At 64.7% G+C, this 15,902-nt stretch carries 13 protein-coding genes; 10 read left to right on the plus strand and 3 right to left on the minus strand.

Annotated features, from left to right (window positions below; genetic code table 11):
- The first annotated feature begins 22 nt into the window (after nucleotides 1-22).
- Nucleotides 23-2,194, plus strand: coding sequence for a phosphocholine-specific phospholipase C (locus tag AC6LJY_RS15125; protein WP_314357231.1), 2,172 nt, complete (start codon nucleotides 23-25; stop codon nucleotides 2,192-2,194).
- Nucleotides 2,195-2,200: 6 nt separating this feature from the next.
- Here the strand turns inward: AC6LJY_RS15125 and AC6LJY_RS15130 are convergent, their stop codons facing one another.
- On the minus strand, nucleotides 2,201-3,103 hold the full coding sequence (locus AC6LJY_RS15130) for a LysR family transcriptional regulator (RefSeq protein ID WP_104144935.1): 903 nt from the start codon (nucleotides 3,101-3,103) through the stop codon (nucleotides 2,201-2,203).
- Between the two features lie 113 nt (nucleotides 3,104-3,216).
- Between AC6LJY_RS15130 and ggt the strand changes: the two genes are divergently transcribed.
- From ggt to AC6LJY_RS15175, 9 genes are all read left to right on the plus strand, one after another.
- Nucleotides 3,217-4,845, plus strand: coding sequence for a gamma-glutamyltransferase (ggt, locus tag AC6LJY_RS15135; RefSeq protein WP_046804616.1), 1,629 nt, complete (start codon nucleotides 3,217-3,219; stop codon nucleotides 4,843-4,845).
- A 38-nt stretch (nucleotides 4,846-4,883) separates the two neighbouring features.
- Nucleotides 4,884-6,398: an ABC transporter substrate-binding protein gene (locus tag AC6LJY_RS15140; RefSeq protein ID WP_046804617.1), complete on the plus strand. Its 1,515-nt coding sequence runs from the start codon at nucleotides 4,884-4,886 to the stop codon at nucleotides 6,396-6,398.
- 136 nt (nucleotides 6,399-6,534) lie between these two features.
- On the plus strand, nucleotides 6,535-7,479 hold the full coding sequence (locus AC6LJY_RS15145) for an ABC transporter permease (protein WP_332607552.1): 945 nt from the start codon (nucleotides 6,535-6,537) through the stop codon (nucleotides 7,477-7,479).
- Complete coding sequence (gene nikC, locus AC6LJY_RS15150) at nucleotides 7,476-8,354, plus strand: nickel transporter permease (RefSeq protein WP_046804619.1); 879 nt, start codon at nucleotides 7,476-7,478, stop codon at nucleotides 8,352-8,354. The genes AC6LJY_RS15145 and nikC overlap by 4 nt, the downstream gene beginning before the upstream one ends.
- Nucleotides 8,355-8,368: 14 nt before the next feature.
- On the plus strand, nucleotides 8,369-10,237 hold the full coding sequence (locus AC6LJY_RS15155; protein ID WP_219992637.1) for a dipeptide ABC transporter ATP-binding protein: 1,869 nt from the start codon (nucleotides 8,369-8,371) through the stop codon (nucleotides 10,235-10,237).
- Between the two features lie 67 nt (nucleotides 10,238-10,304).
- Entirely contained in the window at nucleotides 10,305-10,841 is a 537-nt protein-coding gene (locus AC6LJY_RS15160; protein ID WP_046804620.1) for a YaeQ family protein, read from the plus strand.
- Nucleotides 10,842-10,945: 104 nt separating this feature from the next.
- Complete coding sequence (locus tag AC6LJY_RS15165) at nucleotides 10,946-11,545, plus strand: TetR/AcrR family transcriptional regulator (RefSeq protein WP_498136283.1); 600 nt, start codon at nucleotides 10,946-10,948, stop codon at nucleotides 11,543-11,545.
- A gap of 116 nt (nucleotides 11,546-11,661) precedes the next feature.
- A complete protein-coding gene (locus tag AC6LJY_RS15170) occupies nucleotides 11,662-12,366 on the plus strand; it encodes an SDR family oxidoreductase (RefSeq protein WP_046804622.1) in 705 nt (234 codons plus the stop codon).
- A 7-nt stretch (nucleotides 12,367-12,373) separates the two neighbouring features.
- Nucleotides 12,374-13,780 carry an MFS transporter gene (locus AC6LJY_RS15175; RefSeq protein WP_314357294.1) on the plus strand — a complete coding sequence of 469 codons (1,407 nt, stop codon included), beginning with the start codon at nucleotides 12,374-12,376 and terminating at the stop codon, nucleotides 13,778-13,780.
- A 20-nt stretch (nucleotides 13,781-13,800) separates the two neighbouring features.
- Here the strand turns inward: AC6LJY_RS15175 and AC6LJY_RS15180 are convergent, their stop codons facing one another.
- Together AC6LJY_RS15180 and AC6LJY_RS15185 are read right to left on the minus strand one after the other, a co-directional pair.
- Complete coding sequence (locus AC6LJY_RS15180) at nucleotides 13,801-15,045, minus strand: hypothetical protein (RefSeq protein WP_498136284.1); 1,245 nt, start codon at nucleotides 15,043-15,045, stop codon at nucleotides 13,801-13,803.
- 19 nt (nucleotides 15,046-15,064) lie between these two features.
- Nucleotides 15,065-15,658: a hypothetical protein gene (locus tag AC6LJY_RS15185; RefSeq protein WP_498136285.1), complete on the minus strand. Its 594-nt coding sequence runs from the start codon at nucleotides 15,656-15,658 to the stop codon at nucleotides 15,065-15,067.
- Between the last annotated feature and the right edge of the window lie 244 nt (nucleotides 15,659-15,902).

A 15,902-nucleotide genomic window follows, 5' to 3' on the forward strand; every position in this document is an offset into this window, starting at 1 on the left:
TCGATCACTAGGAATAGCATCCGTGAAGTCCGAAAAAGACCCGATCCACGCCGGCAAGCGCCGCTTCCTGCGCAATGCCGCCGCATCCACTGCCGGCCTGACCGCGCTGTCGATGTTCCCGCCGGCCATCCGCCGCGCGCTGGCCATTCCCGCCAACAACCGCACCGGCACGATCAACGACGTTGAACACGTGGTGATCCTGATGCAGGAGAACCGCTCGTTCGACATGTACTTCGGCACGTACAAGGGCGTGCGCGGTTTTGGCGACCGCATGACGATCCCGCTGCCGCAGAACCGTTCGGTGTGGGAACAGACCAACGGCACCCGCGTGGTGATGCCGTATCACCTGGACAGCACGCAGGGCAATGCCCAGCGCGTGTCCGGCACGCCGCACGACTATATGGACGCGCAGATGGCCTGGGACGGCGGCCGCATGGATCAGTGGCCGCGCTACAAGCAGAACCAGTCCATGGGCTATTACCGCCAGAAAGAGGTGGAATTCCAGTTTTCGCTGGCCGAAGCCTTCACGCTGTGCGACGCCTACCACTGTTCCACCCACGGCGGCACCAACACCAACCGCCTGTTCCTGTGGACCGGCACCAACGACCCGCTGGCCCAAGGCAATGGCCCGTCGACCCGCAACCAGTGGGACAGCCTGGGCGCGTCCACCACCGGCTGGACCTGGATGACGTATCCCGAACGCCTGCAAAAGGCCGGCGTCAGCTGGAAGGTCTACCAGAACCTGCCCGAGAACTTCGGCGACAACTCGCTGGCCGGTTTCCAGCAATACCGCCGCGCCAACGAACAGGCAGGCAACGCCGCCGACGGTTCGCCGTACCCGGCCTGGACGCCCAGCATGGACGGCGCCAACCCCTTGTACAAGGGCACGGCCAACACCATGCCGGACGGCGGCTTCCTGCAATCGCTGCGCGATGACGTCAACAACGGCACCTTGCCGCAGGTGTCGTGGATCGTGGCGCCCGCCACGTATTCCGAACACCCCGGCCCGTCCAGCCCGGTGCAGGGCGCGTGGTACATCCAGGAAACGCTGGATGCGCTGACGGCCAACCCGGACGTCTGGAGCAAGACCGTCCTGTTGATCAACTTCGACGAGAACGACGGTTACTTCGACCACGTGCCGTCGCCCGCCGCGCCGTCCCTGAACCCCGACGGCTCGATGGCCGGCGCGTCCACCGTCAACACCGACCTGGATCGCCACACGCACGCCTCGGCGCAAGACGCGGCCGACAACCGCGTCTATGGCCCCGGCCCGCGCGTGCCGATGTACGTGGTGTCGCCGTGGAGCCGTGGCGGCTGGGTCAATTCGCAGGCGTTCGATCACACCTCGGTGCTGCGCTTCCTGGAAGCGCGCTTCGGGGTGCCGGAAGACAACATCAGCCCGTGGCGCCGCGCCGTGCTGGGCGACCTGACGTCCGCCTTCAACTTCGCCACGCCCAACGATGAAAAGCTGCCCGACCTGAATATCCTGACCCGGTCCGGCGCCGACCAGTTGCGCGCCGACCAGCAGGCGCTGACCGCCGTGCCCTTGCCCGACACGACGACGCAGGCCAAGCCGGTGCAGGAGCAGGGCGTGCGTTATTCGCGCGCCTTGCCCTACGAGCTGCACACCAGCGGCCGCAGCCAGCCCACCACCGGCAACATGTGGCTGCTGTTTTCCAACACGGGCAAGCAGGCGGCGGTTTTCCATGTGTATGACCGCCTGCACCTGGACCGCCTGCCGCGCCGCTATACCGTGGAGCCGGACAAGCAGCTGGAAGGCAGCTGGGACACGGCGGCCGACGGCGGCAAGTACGATCTGTGGGTATTGGGCCCCAACGGCTATCACCGGCATTTCGCGGGCGACCTGGCGCTGGCCCGCACGTCGCAGCTGGACCCGGAAATCCGCGTTTGCTATGACATCGCCAATGGCGACGTCTATGTCAGCTTCATCAACAGCGGCAAGGACGCCTGCACGTTCGAAGTCACGCCCAACGCCTACTACAGCAATAACGAGCGCTGGACGCTGACCGTGCCGGCCGGCAGCAAGGTCGAACAACATTGGGCGCTGGAAGGCAGCGGCCACTGGTACGACTTCACGGCCCGCCTGGCGCAAGACCCGTCGTACTTGCGCCGCTTCGCCGGCCGCGTCGAAACGGGCAAGCCGTCCGTCACCGATCCGGCGATGGGCATGTAAGTAGCCTTACGCGGCGGTTTGCGGTTCGCGCGCCCGGAAGGCCGTGGCGCAGGCTTCGCAGATCGCCGCCGTAATGCTCTGGCGCGCGTGTTCGCGCCGTTCCAGCATCCCGATGGCCCGCGACAGCGGGCCTAAATCTTGCGGCAGCATCAGAATGCGCAGTTCGGGGCTGTGCTGCCAGTTGGACCCGTTGATCAGCGGCAACAGGGTGACGCCGACTTCCTGGCGCACCAGTTCCACCAGCGTTTCGATGGCGTTCAGTTCCAGGAATTCATTGATCGGCACCGCCAGGCGGCGCAGCAGCCGGTCAATCTGCAAGCCGGTGCGCTGCGTGCGGTCAAAGCGCAGAAAGGGGTTGTTGGCCAGCACCTGGCGGGCGTCCTTGCCGGTGGCTGACGCCGGCGCAATCACCACCAGCTGTTCTTCATATAGCGGGGTCCAGCGCGTGCTGGCCATCTTGCGGCCGGCTTCCACCAGAAAGGCCGCGTCCAGCTCGCCGTCTTCGACCTTGCCCGCCAGTTCGCTGGCCTTGCCCGACAAAATGCGCACGTCCAGCTTGGGGTGCGCTTTTTTCAGCCCGGACACGACCTTGGACAAGGTGCCCATGCAGGACACGATGCTGCCCACCGACACCGACCCGGCCAGTTCGCCCGGCACGGTTCGGGGCAGCCGCATCCGGTCGTATAAATCCAGCAAATGCTTGATTTCGGGTAGCAATTCGCGGCCAGCTGCGTTAAGAATGGCAAGTCGGCCGCTACGGTCGAACAGTTCCCGGCCCAGCTCGGCTTCCAGCGAACGCATCTGGAAGCTGACGGCGGCCTGGGTCAGCGCCACCTGCTCGGCCGCTTCGGAAAAAGAGCCATGGTGCGCGACGGCCAGGAAAGTGCGTAAAAACCGGATGGTGCTCATCGCCGTGATCCATAAAAATTTCTTTTATGACGGAACAAAAAATCAAATTGATTTAATTAGATCACGAGAGTACCTTCGCCTGCTTAACCGTTCAGACCGTTTAGAGACAAGCCATGAAAACCTTCGACTGGGTCAATCCGTATCCTTCCGTACGCATTCCGCTGTTCGCGCGCAACGTGGTGTCCACGTCGCACCCGCTGGCGGCCCAGGCGGGCTTGCGCATGCTGCTCAAGGGCGGCAACGCCGTTGATGCGGCCATTGCCGCCGCCGCCACCATCGTGCTGGTGGAACCGGTGTCTTGCGGCCTGGGCGGCGACTGCTTCGCCATCGTCTGGGACGGCAAGGAATTGCATGGCCTGAATTCGTCGGGCGTGGCCCCGGCAGCCTGGAATACCGAATACTTCAAGGCCAAGTACGGCACGGGCCCGGATGGCCTGGCCATCCAGCCCAAGCGCGGCTGGGATGCCGTGACGGTGCCGGGCGTGGTGGCCGGTTGGGCCGCGCTGCACGAAAAGCTGGGCAAGCTGCCGTTTGAACAACTGTTCGAACCGGCCATCGAAATTGCCGAGCGCGGCTATGCCGTGCCGCCGGTGGTGGCGCACAAGTGGGCCGCCGCCGCTGACGAATTGAAGTCGCAGCCCGGCTATGCCGCCGCCTTCATGCCCGAGGGCCGCGCGCCCAAGGTCGGCGAACACTTCCGCTTTCCGGATGCCGCCAACACGCTGCGCCGCATCGCCGAATCCAAGGGCCGCGACTTCTACGAAGGCGAACTGGCCGAACGCATCGCCGCCTTCAGCAAGGAATGCGGCGGCGCGATGACGCTGGAAGACCTGCGCAACTACCGCCCGGACTGGGTCAAGCCCATTTCCAAGTCGTACCGCGGCTACGAGCTGCACGAGATCCCGCCGAACGGCCAGGGCATTGCCGCGCTGATCGCGCTGGGCATCGTGGAACGCTTCGATATGTCGGACATCCCGGTGGATTCCGTGCAGTCGCAGCACATCCAGATCGAAGCCATGAAGCTGGCGTTTGCCGACCTGTACAAGTACGTGGCCGACCCGCGCGCCATGCAGGTGACGCCGGAACAGATGCTGTCGGACGCCTACCTGGACAGCCGCGCCAAGCTGATCCGCCTGGACCAGGCCACCCATTTCGAAGCGGGCCGCCCGCATGCAGGCGGCACGATCTACCTGACCGCCGCCGACGAAAACGGCATGATGATTTCGTTCATCCAGTCCAACTACATGGGCTTCGGATCGGGCGTGGTCGTGCCGGGCACCGGCATCAGCATGCAGAACCGGGGCGTGGGTTTCTCGATGGATCCCAAGTCGGCCAACGTGGTGGAAGGCGGCAAGCGCCCGTTCCACACCATCATCCCGGGCTTCCTCACGCGCGGCGGCAAGCCGGTGATGAGCTTTGGCGTGATGGGTGGCGACATGCAGCCGCAAGGCCATATGCAGACGGTTGTGCGCATGATCGACTACCACCAGAACCCGCAGGCCGCGTGCTGCGCGCCGCGCTGGAAGGTCAACCGCGACTTCACGCTGGACATCGAGACCAATATGAAGGCTTCCACCATTGCGGGCCTGAAAGACCTGGGGCATGCTCTGAAGTCCGTTGACGATCCGTACATGGACTTTGGCGCCGGTCAATTCATCTGGCGCATGTCGGAAAACGACAACGAACTGGGTTACGTCGCCGCCAGCGACAGCCGTCGTGACGGCCAGGCGGTCGGCTTCTAAGACCAAACCGCTCGCAAGCTACAAGGGGAAAACTCACAATGAAACGCTTGACCTTGACCTTCGGCGCCAGCCTGCTGGCGCTTGCCGCCGGCGCCGCGTGCGCGCAGAACATCCGCATCGGCCTGCAGGAAGATCCGGACGTGCTGGACCCGCACCGCGCCCGCACCTATGTGGGCCGCATCGTGTTCACGTCGCTGTGCGACAAGCTGGTGGACATCGACCCCAAGCTGCACTTTGTGCCGCAACTGGCCACCTCGTGGTCGTTCAGCCCCGACAACAAGGTGCTGACGTTCAAGCTGCGCGACGACGCGCTGTTCCATGACGGCTCGAAGTTCGACGCTGCGGCCGCCAAGGCCAACCTGGAACGCGCGATGACGCTGCCGGACAGCCTGCGCAAGGGTGAACTGGGCTCGGTTGAAAAAGTGGACGCGCCTGATGCCACGACGCTGGTGCTGACCTTGAAGAAGCCGGACGCCACCTTGCTGGCGCAACTGTCCGACCGCGCCGGCATGATGCTGTCGCCCAAGACCTTCACCGACGCCGACGTGGCCGCCGTGGGCCGCAAGCCCGTGTGCTCGGGTCCGTACAAGTTCGTTGAACGCATCCAGAACGACCGCATCGTGCTGGAAAAATTCGACCAGTACTACGACGCCAAGGATTACGCGTTCAAGCGCGTCACCTTCCTGCCGATCCCCGACACGACGGTGCGCCTGTCGAACCTGCGCGCGGGCGACCTGGACATGCTTGAACGCCTGAACCCGTCCGACGCGCCCCAAGTCAAGACCGACGCCAGCCTGACGTTCGCGCCGGTGGCCGGCCTGGGCTTCCAGCAGTTCATGTTCAACGTGGGCAACGGCAAGCGCGCCGAAGACAACCCGTTCAAGAACAAGCTGGTGCGCCAGGCGTTCCAGTACGCCATCGACCGCAACGCCATCAACGAAGTGGCCGGCGGCGGCATCTTTGAACCCGCCCAGCAGCCGTTCCCGCCCGCAAGCCCCTATCACAGCGACAAATTCCCCGTCACCCAGCGCGACGTGGCGAAGTCCAAGGCGCTGCTCAAGCAGGCCGGCATGGATCGCGTGAAGGCGGAACTGGTGTTCGGCAACAACACGACTACCTCGTCGATTGCCGAGATTGTGCAGGCGATGGCGTCCGAGGCGGGCTTTGACCTGTCGCTGCGCCCCACGGAGTACGCGGCGCTGCAAAAGGAAGCGTCGGGCGGCAACTTCCAGATCGTCATGCTGGGTTGGTCGGGCCGGGTGGACCCGGACGGCAATATCTACGCCTTCGTGACGTGCAAGGGCGCGCTCAACGACGGCCACTACTGCAACCCGGAAGTGGACAAGCTGCTGAACGAAGCGCGCACCGTTCCTGACGAGACGCGCCGCAAGGCCATCTACGAGCAGGCGATGACCATCATCCAGGACGAGCTGCCCGGCGTGTATAACTACTACCAGCCGTGGCCCTTCGCGATGGGCAAGAAGGTCAAGGGCTTCACGCCGTACCCGGATGGCATGATCCGCCTGAAGGGCGTGACGTTCGCCCAGAAGTAAGAACGAGGCGCGGCGGCCCCAGGGCTGCCGCGCGCGTTGGACGCGGCAACGCGTCCTTTGGCTTTTTGCGGCGGACGCGCGCCAGGTGATGCAGGCCTGATGCCGTCCGCCGTTCCTGTTATACGGTTTTTCCCACATGCTCAAACTTATCTTGCGCCGCGTGATCGTCGCGATACCGACACTGATACTGGTGTCGATGATCGTCTTCATGCTGCAGAAAATCCTGCCGGGCGACCCGGTGCTGACGCTGGCCGGCGAAGAGCGCGACCCGGCCGTCCTGGATTATCTGCGCGACAAATACCGCCTGAACGACCCCTTGCCGATGCAGTACGCGGCGTGGGCCGGGCAGGTGCTGCAAGGCGACCTGGGCAAGTCGCTGCGCACCGACGTGCCGGTCACGACGCTGATCGCGCAAAAGCTGCCGGTGACCTTGCAACTGGCCGCCATGGCGATGTTCTTTGCGCTGTTGGTCGGCATTCCCATGGGGATTCTTGCCGCGGTGCGCAAGGGCAAGCCGATTGAAATGGGGGCGAACATCGCGGCGCTGTCCGGCATGTCGATACCCAACTTCTGGCTGGGCATTATCCTGATCATGGTGGTGTCGGTGCAATGGAAGCTGCTGCCGGCATCGGGCTATGTGTCGCCCGCCGAAGATTTCTGGTTGTCGATCAAGACCATGCTGATGCCGTCGCTGGTGCTGTCCACGGCCATCGCGGCGTACCTGATGCGGCATACGCGTTCGTCGATGCTGGAAGCCTTGTCGGCTGACTACGTACGCACGGCGCGCGCCAAGGGCGTGTCGCCGCGCCAGGTGGTGTTGCGCCACGCGCTGCGCAATGCGTTGATGCCGATCGTGACGCTGGTGACGCTGCTGTTCGGCGAATTGCTGGCAGGTGCAGTGCTCACGGAACAGGTCTTCACGATTCCGGGTTTCGGCAAGCTGGTGGTGGACGCGGTGTTCACGCGTGATTACGCGGTGGTGCAGGGCGTGGTGCTCTGCGTGGCGGTGGGCTTCATTCTGATGAACCTGCTGGCCGACATTCTCTACATCCTGGTCAACCCCCGCCTGAGGCACTCATGAGCGCAAATACTGCAACGGCCGCTGCCGTCACGCCGCCCCGCAGCCGCAACCGCGCCTGGGGAAAATTCAAACGTAATCACATCGCGATGCTGGGCCTGGCCATCGTCGCGTTCTTTGTGCTGTTGGCCGTGCTGGCGCCTTTCATCGCCAACCACGACCCCTTGCAGACCAGCTTCACCACCATCCGCAAAGCGCCGTCGGCGTCGTACTGGCTGGGCACGGACGAGCTGGGTCGCGACATTTTCAGCCGCATGGTCTATGGCGCCCGGGCGTCGTTGATGGCGGGCCTGGTGTCGGTGTTGATCGCCTTGGTGGTCGGGGTGCCGTTTGGCTTGGCCGCTGGCTACTTCGGTGGCTGGACGGACAGCATCATTTCGCGCGCCACGGAGGCGTTGCTGGCGATTCCGTTCCTGATCCTGGCCATTGCGCTGGCCGCCTTCCTGGGGCCCAGCCTGACAAACGCGATGATCGCCATCGGCGTGTCGGCCGCGCCGAAGTTCGTGCGCTTGACGCGCGGGCAGGTGCTGGCCGTCAAGAACGAAGACTATGTGCAAAGCGCGCGGGCGTTGGGCGCGTCGGACTTGCGCATCATTGGCCGGCATGTGTTCCCCAACGTGATGCCGCCGCTGATCGTGCAGGCCACGATCACCATCGCCACGGCGATCATTGCCGAGGCCAGCCTGTCGTTCCTGGGGCTGGGCCTGCAACCGCCGACGCCGTCGTGGGGCTCGATGCTGAACACGGCCAAGAACTTCATGACCCAGGCGCCCTGGATGTCGATCTTCCCCGGGTCGGCCATTTTCCTGGTGGTGCTGGGCTTCAATCTGTTGGGCGACGGGTTGCGCGACGCGCTCGATCCGCGTCAGGAAAAGTAATGACTATGGCAACAATGGATCCCAAACGCGTCGTTGATGTCAGCGGCCTGACGGTGCGCTTCAAGACGCCCGAACGCACGGTGGAAGCGGTGCGCAATGTGTCGTTCCACGTTGATCGCGGCGAGACGCTGGCGATTGTGGGCGAGTCCGGTTCGGGCAAGTCGGTGACGTCGCTGGCGCTGATGCGGCTGGTGGAATACGGCGGCGGCAAGATCGTCAATGGCGATATGTTCCTGCGCCGCCGCAACGGCGAGGTGCTGGACCTGGCGCATGCGCCCGACACGACGCTGCAACGGGTGCGTGGCGCGGACGTGGCGATGATTTTCCAGGAGCCGATGACGTCGCTTAACCCCAGCTTTACGGCGGGCAACCAGATTGCCGAGGCGTTGCAGTTGCACCAGGGGCTGGACGCGGCGGCGGCGCGGGCGGAAACGTTGCGGATGCTGGAACGGGTACGAATTCCCGAGGCGCGCGCGATTCTTGACCGTTATCCGCACCAGTTGTCGGGTGGCATGCGGCAGCGGGTGATGATTGCGATGGCGTTGTCGTGCAAGCCGCAATTGCTGATTGCGGATGAGCCGACGACGGCGTTGGACGTGACGATTCAGGCCCAGATTCTGCAACTGATACGTCAGCTGCAAGAAGAGATGGACATGGGGGTGATTTTCATCACGCACGATATGGGCGTGGTGGCGGAAGTGGCCGACCGTGTGCTGGTGATGTATCGCGGCGACAAGGTGGAAGAGGGCGGCTCGGACGAGATTTTTGCGCGACCGCGGCATGCGTATACGCGGGCGTTGTTGTCGGCGGTGCCGCGCTTGGGCGCGATGCATGGCACGGACGAGCCGGCGCCGTTTCCGCTGTTGAAGGTGGAAGAGGCGGCGCATGTGGCAAACCCGGCGGCGCTGGTGGATGCGCCGGTGGCGGCGCCGTCAACGGTGCGTCGCGAGAATGGCCCGGTGCTCAAGGTGCGGGACCTGACGACCAGTTTCGACATCACGGGCGGCATTCTGGGGCGCGTGCAGAAGCGCGTGCATGCGGTGGAGAAGGTCAGCTTTGATCTGTACCCGGGCGAGACCTTGTCGCTGGTGGGTGAGTCGGGCTGCGGGAAGACGACGACGGGTCGGTCGCTGTTGCAGCTGGTCAAGAGCAAGAGCGGCACGATTGAATTCGACGGCAAGAATATCGGGGCGTTGCGCGGTAGCGCGATGCAGACGCTGCGCCAGCATATTCAGTTCATTTTCCAGGACCCGTTTGCGTCGCTGGATCCTCGGATGACGGTGGGCTATTCCATTATGGAACCGCTGCTGATTCATAACGTGGCCAAGGGCAAGGCGGCGCAAGAACGGGTGCGCTGGCTGATGGATAAGTGCGGCTTGCTACCTGAAATGATCGACCGCTATCCGCATGAGTTCTCCGGCGGGCAGCGTCAACGGATCTGCATTGCGCGGGCATTGGCGCTGAACCCGAAGGTGGTGATTGCCGATGAATCGGTGTCGGCGCTGGATGTGTCGATTCAGGCGCAGATTGTGAATTTGCTGCTGGATCTGCAACGGGAACTGGGGGTCTCGTTCCTGTTTATCTCGCATGACATGGCGGTGGTGGAACGCGTGAGCCATCGGGTGGCGGTGATGTATCTGGGGCAGATCGTCGAGATCGGGCCGCGCCGGGCCATCTTCGAAAATCCGCAGCATCCCTATACGAAAAAGCTGATGGCGGCGGTGCCGATTGCGGATCCGCAAAGGCGGCATCGCGAGAGGTCGTTGCTGGTGGATGAGATTCCCAGCCCGATGAGAAAGCTGGGGGACGATCCGCTGGTGGAGCCGTTGGTGGCCGTCGGAGAGGGGCACTTTGTGGCCCGGCATTCGGTCGGGGTTTATTGACGAATGTGCGCAGGCGGTATCATGGCGGGCTTCACGCTATTTGCCCTTTCTTATACGGATTTTTGCCATGGCCCTGCGCGCCACTATCTACAAGGCCGAACTTAACGTTGCCGATACCGATCGCCACTACTACGGCAGCCACGCGCTGACGGTGGCGCGTCACCCCTCCGAGACCGATGAACGGATGATGGTGCGGCTGGTGGCGTTTGCGCTGCATGCGCAGGAAGACCTGGCGTTTACCAAAGGGCTGAGCGATACCGATGAGCCCGATCTGTGGGTCAAGGATCTGACGGGGGCGGTCAAGCTGTGGATCGAGGTCGGGCAGCCGGAAGAGCGGCGCATCTTGCGCGCTTGTGGGCGGGCGGACGAGGTCATCGTCTATTGCTACGGCGGGTCTGCCAGCAAGATCTGGTGGGACGGCGTACGCAACAAGCTGGAACGCACGCGCAACCTGAAGGTGGTGAATCTGCCTTCCGAGCAGAGCCGGGCGTTGGCGAAGCTGGCGGAACGCACCATGCAGCTGAATGCAAACATTTCTGATGGCATCGTGTATTTCTCGGCCGACAAGGGCGAGGTCAGCATCGAGCCCGAGGTGTGGCGCTAAGCGCTGCGCCGGAACCCGGCGTTACACATTTTCCGGCGATTTTTCTTGCTCGCCGGTTTTTTGCGGGATTAATATGACGATCATCATATTTCAGAAGCCCGATCATGCCTGGCCCATCCAACCGCAAAGCGCTTTCCCACGAACGGATCGTTGACGCCGCCGCGCGCGCGATCCGGCGAGAGGGGTACGCCGGGGTGGGCGTGGCGGACATCATGAAGGAAGCGGGGCTGACGCATGGCGGGTTCTATGCGCACTTCCCGTCGCGGGATGCGTTGCTGGCAGCTGCGATGGAGCGGGCGGGGCGGGATGGCGCGGCGCGGATGATGCAAAGCGTGGCCCGGCGCGAGGCCGAGGGGGCCAGCACGCTGCGTGCGTGGGTGGACGCCTACCTAGGCGATGCGCATCTGAAAGGCTGCGAAAGCGGCTGCCCGGTGGCGGCGCTGGCGTCCGAGATGCCGCGTCAGTCGACCGAAGTGCGCGAGGTGTCGGCGGTGCGTGTGCAGCGCCTGATACAGGCGGTGCGGGCGGTGTTGCCGGCGGAGGCGGGCGAGCATGCGGCGGTAGCGGTGACCAGCACGATGGTGGGCGCGTTGCAGCTGGCGCGTGCGTTGGGCAATAACGATGACGGGCGGGCGGTGTTGGCGTCGGCGCGCCAATCGATTCTGGATCAGTACGAGCGCAAGGCAGTCGGCCCGGCGCACTGAATCCCACATTTTCAAGGGCCGCCATGCGCGGCCTTTTTATCCGACACAAATATGATGATCGTCATATTTGTGCCTTCTGTCACCAGCGGGTGTGCAGGCCTTATCGAGAAATCATCATGGATTTAAAGAATGCAGTCGTTTTGATTACCGGCGCCAATCGTGGGCTTGGCCTGGCGTTTGCGCGCGAAGCGCTGGCGCGGGGGGCGCGCAAGGTCTACGCCGGGGCGCGGGACCCGTCCATGGTGACGTTGCCGGGCGTCCAGGCCATCAAGCTTGACGTGACGAACGCAGCCGATGTGGCGGCGGCCGCGGCGCTGGCCACGGACGTGACTTTGGTGATCAACAATGCGGGCATCGCGGCGCTGGGTGGTTTTCTGGATGCGGATGCAATCGAATCGGCCCAGCGTCATCTAGAGGTCAACCTGTACGGGTCATTGCGTGTGGCGCAGGCCTTTGCCCCGGTGCTGGGCGCCAATGGCGGCGGGGCGTTGCTGAATGTGCTGTCGGTGGCCAGCTGGGTCAATGGGCAGCCGCTGGGTTTGTATGCGATGAGCAAGTCAGCCGCGTGGGCGATGACGAACGGGCTGCGCCATGATTTGCGTGGGCAAGGGACGCAGGTCTTGGGGCTGCACATGGGCTTTGTCGATACCGACTTCACCAAGGGCATCGACGCGCCGAAGTCCACGCCGCAAGACATCGTGGTGCAAGCGTTTGACGGCTTGGAAAAGGGCGCCGAGGAAGTGCTGGCCGATGCGGTGGCGCGTCAGGTCAAGCAGGGCTTGTCCGCCGAGCCGGCGGTGTACTTGCAGGCGCGGGGCTAAGGCTGTCATGCACGCTACGACTCATTCTTCTACGTCGCCCGCGGCCGAACCGGTGGCGGCGTCGCCCTGGCCGGTGTTCTGGGTGGCCAGCATTGCGGTGTTTCTGGTGTCGCTGGACGGCACGATGTTGTACGCGGCGTTCGGCGCGTTGCGGGCGGGCTTTCCCGAGGCGTCCGCTGCGGATATGTCGTGGGTGCTGAACGCCTACACGGTGGTGTACGCCGCGATGTTGATTCCGTCGGGCGGGTTGGCGGACACGCATGGGCGCAAGCGCATGTTCATGATGGGGGTGGTGTTGTTCCTGGCCGCGTCGGCGGCGTGTGGCTTGGCGGGCAGCGTGGGCTGGCTGATTGCCGCGCGCGTGTTGCAGGCGATAGGCGCGGCGTTGTTGACGCCGGCGTCGCTGTCGATTGTGCTGGCGGCGTTTCCGGTGTCCAAGCGCGCGGTGGCGGTCAGCCTGTGGGGCGCGGTGGGTGGTCTGGCGGCGGCGGTCGGCCCCAGCCTGGGGGCGTTCGTGGTGGACGCGGCGGGTTGGCCGTGGGCGTTCTATATCAACTTGCCGTTGGGCGCGCTGTCGCTGTGGTTTGGGGCGGGCCTGCTGCGTGAATCGGTCAAGCCGGACGCGCGCCGCCGGGTGGATGGCGTGGGCATGACATTGTTGATGTTGGCGGTGGGTGCGCTGGCGTTGGCGACGGTGCAGTCGGAATCGCCTTCATGGAGCCGGCTGGAATTGGGGGTGGTGGCGGCGGTGGGCGTGGTGTCGTTGGGCGCGTTCGTGGCATGGGCGCGGGCGACGCCGCATCCGCTGGTGGACCTGTCGCTGTTTTCGCATCGCACGTATCGCTACGTGAACCTGGCGACGTTGAGCTTCGGCATCGCGTTCGCGATGATGTTCTTTGCGTTCTTTTTCTACATGACCGGGGTGTGGCAGTACAGCTTGCCGCGTGCCGGGTTGGCGGTAACGCCGGGGCCTTTGCTGGTGGTGCCCACGGCCATCCTGACGGGGCGGCTGGCCGCGCGTCTGGGCCATCGGCCGTTCCTGGTGACGGGGGCGCTGATCTACGCGGCGAGCGGCCTGTGGTTCTTGCTGGTGCCGGGCGAGCAGCCGGCTTATCTGACGCAATGGTTGCCGGGCCTGCTGCTTAGCGGCATCGGCGTGGGCATGGTGCTGCCGTCCTTGTCGGCGGCGGCGGTCAGCCGTTTACCGGCGCAGCACTACGCGGTGGGTAGCGCCGTGAACCAGGCCACGCGGCAGATCGGCGGCGTGATGGGGGTGGCGATCACGGTGCTGTTGCTGGGGCACGGCGCGGTGAACCATGCGGCGTTTTCACCGCTGTATGTGGGGCATGTGGCGCTGGCCCTGGTGACGGCGTTGCTGTGTTTGGCAGTCGATACGCGGCCGGGCAGGGGCTGATTGCCCGGGCGGGCCAATCCTCAGCTTGCGCAGGCGTCGGGGGCCGGGTTGGCCGGGTCGCTGCATGCCTTCCACTTTTCCGGCGGCATGGCGGGCAGCAGCATGACGCGGCTTGCCGGGTCCCGGTAGAAGTACACGCGCCATGGGTGTTCCCCCATCGCTTGCCATACCGCTTGCTGTTGAGCCGGCGTCAGGATCGCGCCACCGGGCGTGCTTTGCGCGCCTTCGGCCAGCACGATCTGCGCGTCGGGGTCCCAGGACAGCATGTCGTCGTCCAGCGGCACGCCGTCCTTGATGCGGACAACGCGCCACGGGTTGTCCGGCACGTCGACGGGCAGCGCCGCCAGCGCATCGCGATGCACGGGGAACAATCGATCAGACGGTTTGCCGGGCGGCGCGGCATAGGCGGCCAGCGTATCGCCGCCCGGCGCGAAGTCGCCAAGGCTCTGAAGAACGTAACGCGGCCCGGGCTTGCCCTGCGCGTCCAGGGTCTGAACGGCCACGGGCTGCCCCGGTGACGCCAGATCGATCACGCGCAGCAAGCCGCCGGACGCATCGCGCACATAGTGACGGCTGGCGCCGGTTGCGGTGCCGGTCGTGGCGCTGGCAGTGCTGCCGGCACTGCCGAGGCTACAACCGTCGTCGATGAACGCCGTCAGCCGGCCTTGGGCGTCGCGCTGCACGCACGCGCGACGCGTTGGCTGGTAGGGTTGATCGCCGGATGCGCCGGCCTCGCCGTATTCGGTATAAGCCGTCAACGCGCCGGTGGTGTCGTACGCCAGCGTAAAGCCGCCGTCCAGCACGGCCTTGCCGCGTATTGGCCGATAGCGCTCTATGCGGCAAAGGCGCCCTTCAGGGTCGAAGTACAGCCGCGTTGGCGCGGAGCCCGCCACCTTGTTGCCGGCGCGGTAAGCGGACCAGTCGACCTTGTCCGCCCACGTGTGCGGCATCAGGTCGCCGCTGTCATCTATCCAGGCCAGCCTGCCGTTGGTCGGCACCCGCTCTCCGCGCTTGCCGAGCAGCACGCGCTCATCGTCCAGCGCCAGGGTGACCGGCACGGCGGGCAGGGTGGACGGCACCGAGAAGTCGGTCTCGGTCGGGCCGCAGGCGGCGTGGGCCGGGGCGGCGAAGAACATCGGCGCGGCCGCGCACAACAGCATCAACAAACGCGGGATGGGCGGCACGTGCGCGGTGCACGAAATAGGCGGGCTGCGCGAAATATGCAGGGGGTGCGAAGTACGCGGGGTGTGCAAACTGTGCGGCATAGGCAGGCTACTGGGCGGCTTATGCATATTGCAGCGAGTCCATGAACTGCACCAGATCCCAGAATTCCTTCGACACCCCGCCCAGGCGCAGCCCGCCCTGGCCGTCTTCGAACAACAGGAACGGGTAGGCATTGCGCGCATACACGCCGTTGTCCGGCAGCCGGTAGGGCGTGAAGATTTCCGGGTTATTGAAATACCGCTCCAGCCTTCCGCCGCCGTCCACGTGCATGTAGCGCACGCGCAAGGTCTGCAATTTGTACGTGTCGTGCGTGTCGGGGTACACGCCGCCATCGCCGGCCACCACCGATTGGGCCAAGGCGCCCATGAACACCCGCTGGATCCCCACGAAGTGAATTTCCCCGTGCGTGCTGCCGCCCGGCGCCTTCGCCAATGACTTGACCAGCTGCGAGGCGCGCGAGCCTGGCACCAGCGTCTTGGCAAACATCTTGTCGATGTCGGCGTTGGCCGGGTCAGGCGACTGCCGCAAGGTTTGCAGGTCTTGCCGGAAGTCGGTCAGCCATTGCTGGTAGCGCTGGTTCTCAAGCTGGCGGTCAAACGACTCGGCCCGGACCACGCCCGCAACCAGCGCGAACCATGCGACCAAGGCGAACATGCCGATGCGCCAAAACCAGGGGCGGGGGGCGGAAATGGGGAAGGGGGGACGGGTGCGCATAGGAAAGCGATGATACCGCCGAGTTCGGCGGGACGCGGCGGTTTCGTGGGGACAGATCTGGCAGGCGACCTTCGATAAAAACCTGGCCGCGATCCCTAAATTTTTGCGCGCACCTGTCGATAACAGGGGTAGTCGGCCCGCGGTTTCGCAGGGCTGGCCGGACCTTGCCGACGGCAACAAACCC

Source organism: Achromobacter sp. RT286_PF (assembly GCF_059760425.1).

What these genes read in the sequence shown, in the direction of transcription:
- AC6LJY_RS15170 (WP_046804622.1), top strand. Translation starts at nt 11,662, where the DNA reads ATGGATTTAAAGAATGCAGTCGTTTTGATTACCGGCGCCAATCGTGGG.
- AC6LJY_RS15175 (WP_314357294.1), top strand. Translation starts at nt 12,374, where the DNA reads ATGCACGCTACGACTCATTCTTCTACGTCGCCCGCGGCCGAACCGGTG.
- ggt (WP_046804616.1), top strand. Translation starts at nt 3,217, where the DNA reads ATGAAAACCTTCGACTGGGTCAATCCGTATCCTTCCGTACGCATTCCG.
- AC6LJY_RS15155 (WP_219992637.1), top strand. Translation starts at nt 8,369, where the DNA reads ATGGATCCCAAACGCGTCGTTGATGTCAGCGGCCTGACGGTGCGCTTC.
- AC6LJY_RS15145 (WP_332607552.1), top strand. Translation starts at nt 6,535, where the DNA reads ATGCTCAAACTTATCTTGCGCCGCGTGATCGTCGCGATACCGACACTG.
- nikC (WP_046804619.1), top strand. Translation starts at nt 7,476, where the DNA reads ATGAGCGCAAATACTGCAACGGCCGCTGCCGTCACGCCGCCCCGCAGC.
- AC6LJY_RS15140 (WP_046804617.1), top strand. Translation starts at nt 4,884, where the DNA reads ATGAAACGCTTGACCTTGACCTTCGGCGCCAGCCTGCTGGCGCTTGCC.
- AC6LJY_RS15160 (WP_046804620.1), top strand. Translation starts at nt 10,305, where the DNA reads ATGGCCCTGCGCGCCACTATCTACAAGGCCGAACTTAACGTTGCCGAT.
- AC6LJY_RS15165 (WP_498136283.1), top strand. Translation starts at nt 10,946, where the DNA reads ATGCCTGGCCCATCCAACCGCAAAGCGCTTTCCCACGAACGGATCGTT.
- AC6LJY_RS15130 (WP_104144935.1), bottom strand. Translation starts at nt 3,103, where the DNA reads ATGAGCACCATCCGGTTTTTACGCACTTTCCTGGCCGTCGCGCACCAT.
- AC6LJY_RS15185 (WP_498136285.1), bottom strand. Translation starts at nt 15,658, where the DNA reads ATGTTCGCCTTGGTCGCATGGTTCGCGCTGGTTGCGGGCGTGGTCCGG.
- AC6LJY_RS15180 (WP_498136284.1), bottom strand. Translation starts at nt 15,045, where the DNA reads ATGCCGCACAGTTTGCACACCCCGCGTACTTCGCACCCCCTGCATATT.